This window comes from Escherichia sp. AM3 (assembly GCF_032029835.1).
Lineage (GTDB): Bacteria > Pseudomonadota > Gammaproteobacteria > Enterobacterales > Enterobacteriaceae > Escherichia > Escherichia coli.
The window spans coordinates 1-854 of sequence record NZ_JAVUPQ010000418.1; the positions used below are offsets into that span (position 1 = coordinate 1).

Below are 854 nucleotides of genomic sequence, written 5' to 3' on the forward strand. Positions count from 1 at the left end.
TTTAAGGCCGCATATGCAGCATATTTATCCAAAGTAGTTGTCTTAGAAAAAAAATCAGCATCAACCTCCAAAATATCATCATTCAACATTTCCTTTGTATCAATCTGACAAAGTGCGAGAAATAAAACCCGTTTCGCAGAAAGAGAAAGAGATGCCAGAGTAACGCCAACCTCATTTCTATGCCTGACTTTCGTTAACCCTGTTACAGTTTTCACCTGAAGCCTCATTATAGATAAGTCGTATCACTTGGCTAAATGATAACCCTATAAAGGTTGTATGACAACAACACATTACAACCTTTAGTTAAAAAACTTATCACCTTTAGATATAAAGATCTTTATGTATTCACATCAAAATGAATTCATAACATCATGTTTTACATGATATTTTTTTAGCCTGTGGATGTACTTAAAAATCCTCTCACCTTTCGTTAAAAATCCTCTCATCTTTAGTGAAAAATCTTCTCACCCTTACTTAAAAATCTTCTCACCTTATGTTAAAGATCCTCTCACCTTACGTTAAAAATCCTCTCATGTTTAGCGTTTTTTTATTATATTTATCATAATGTTACGACGCTCTAAGTTTTTAAGTTTTTAAGATCAAGAAGAAAAGATAAGTTTTTTAAATGCACAGCGCCTGTGGATAACTTTGCGTAAACCCGGAGGACAGATCACTCTGAACCAAGACAACCACACATAAAAACAATATGCTCATTTTTTAACCACTGTGCGTAAGTGCCTAATGTAATCCCTGTGCTATTCCGCTTCCTCGCTCACTAACTCGCTACGCTCGGTCGTTCGGCTGCGGCGAGCGGTGTCTCCTTTCTCAAAACCAGAAGAGTTCAGCTCATACGA

Annotated in this window: 1 pseudogene; it reads right to left on the bottom strand. The window is 36.4% G+C overall.

From position 1 onward, the window contains the following. Positions 1-227 (bottom strand): annotated as a pseudogene (locus tag RTW80_RS26305) (replication initiation protein); the annotation flags it as partial. Between the last annotated feature and the right edge of the window lie 627 nt (positions 228-854).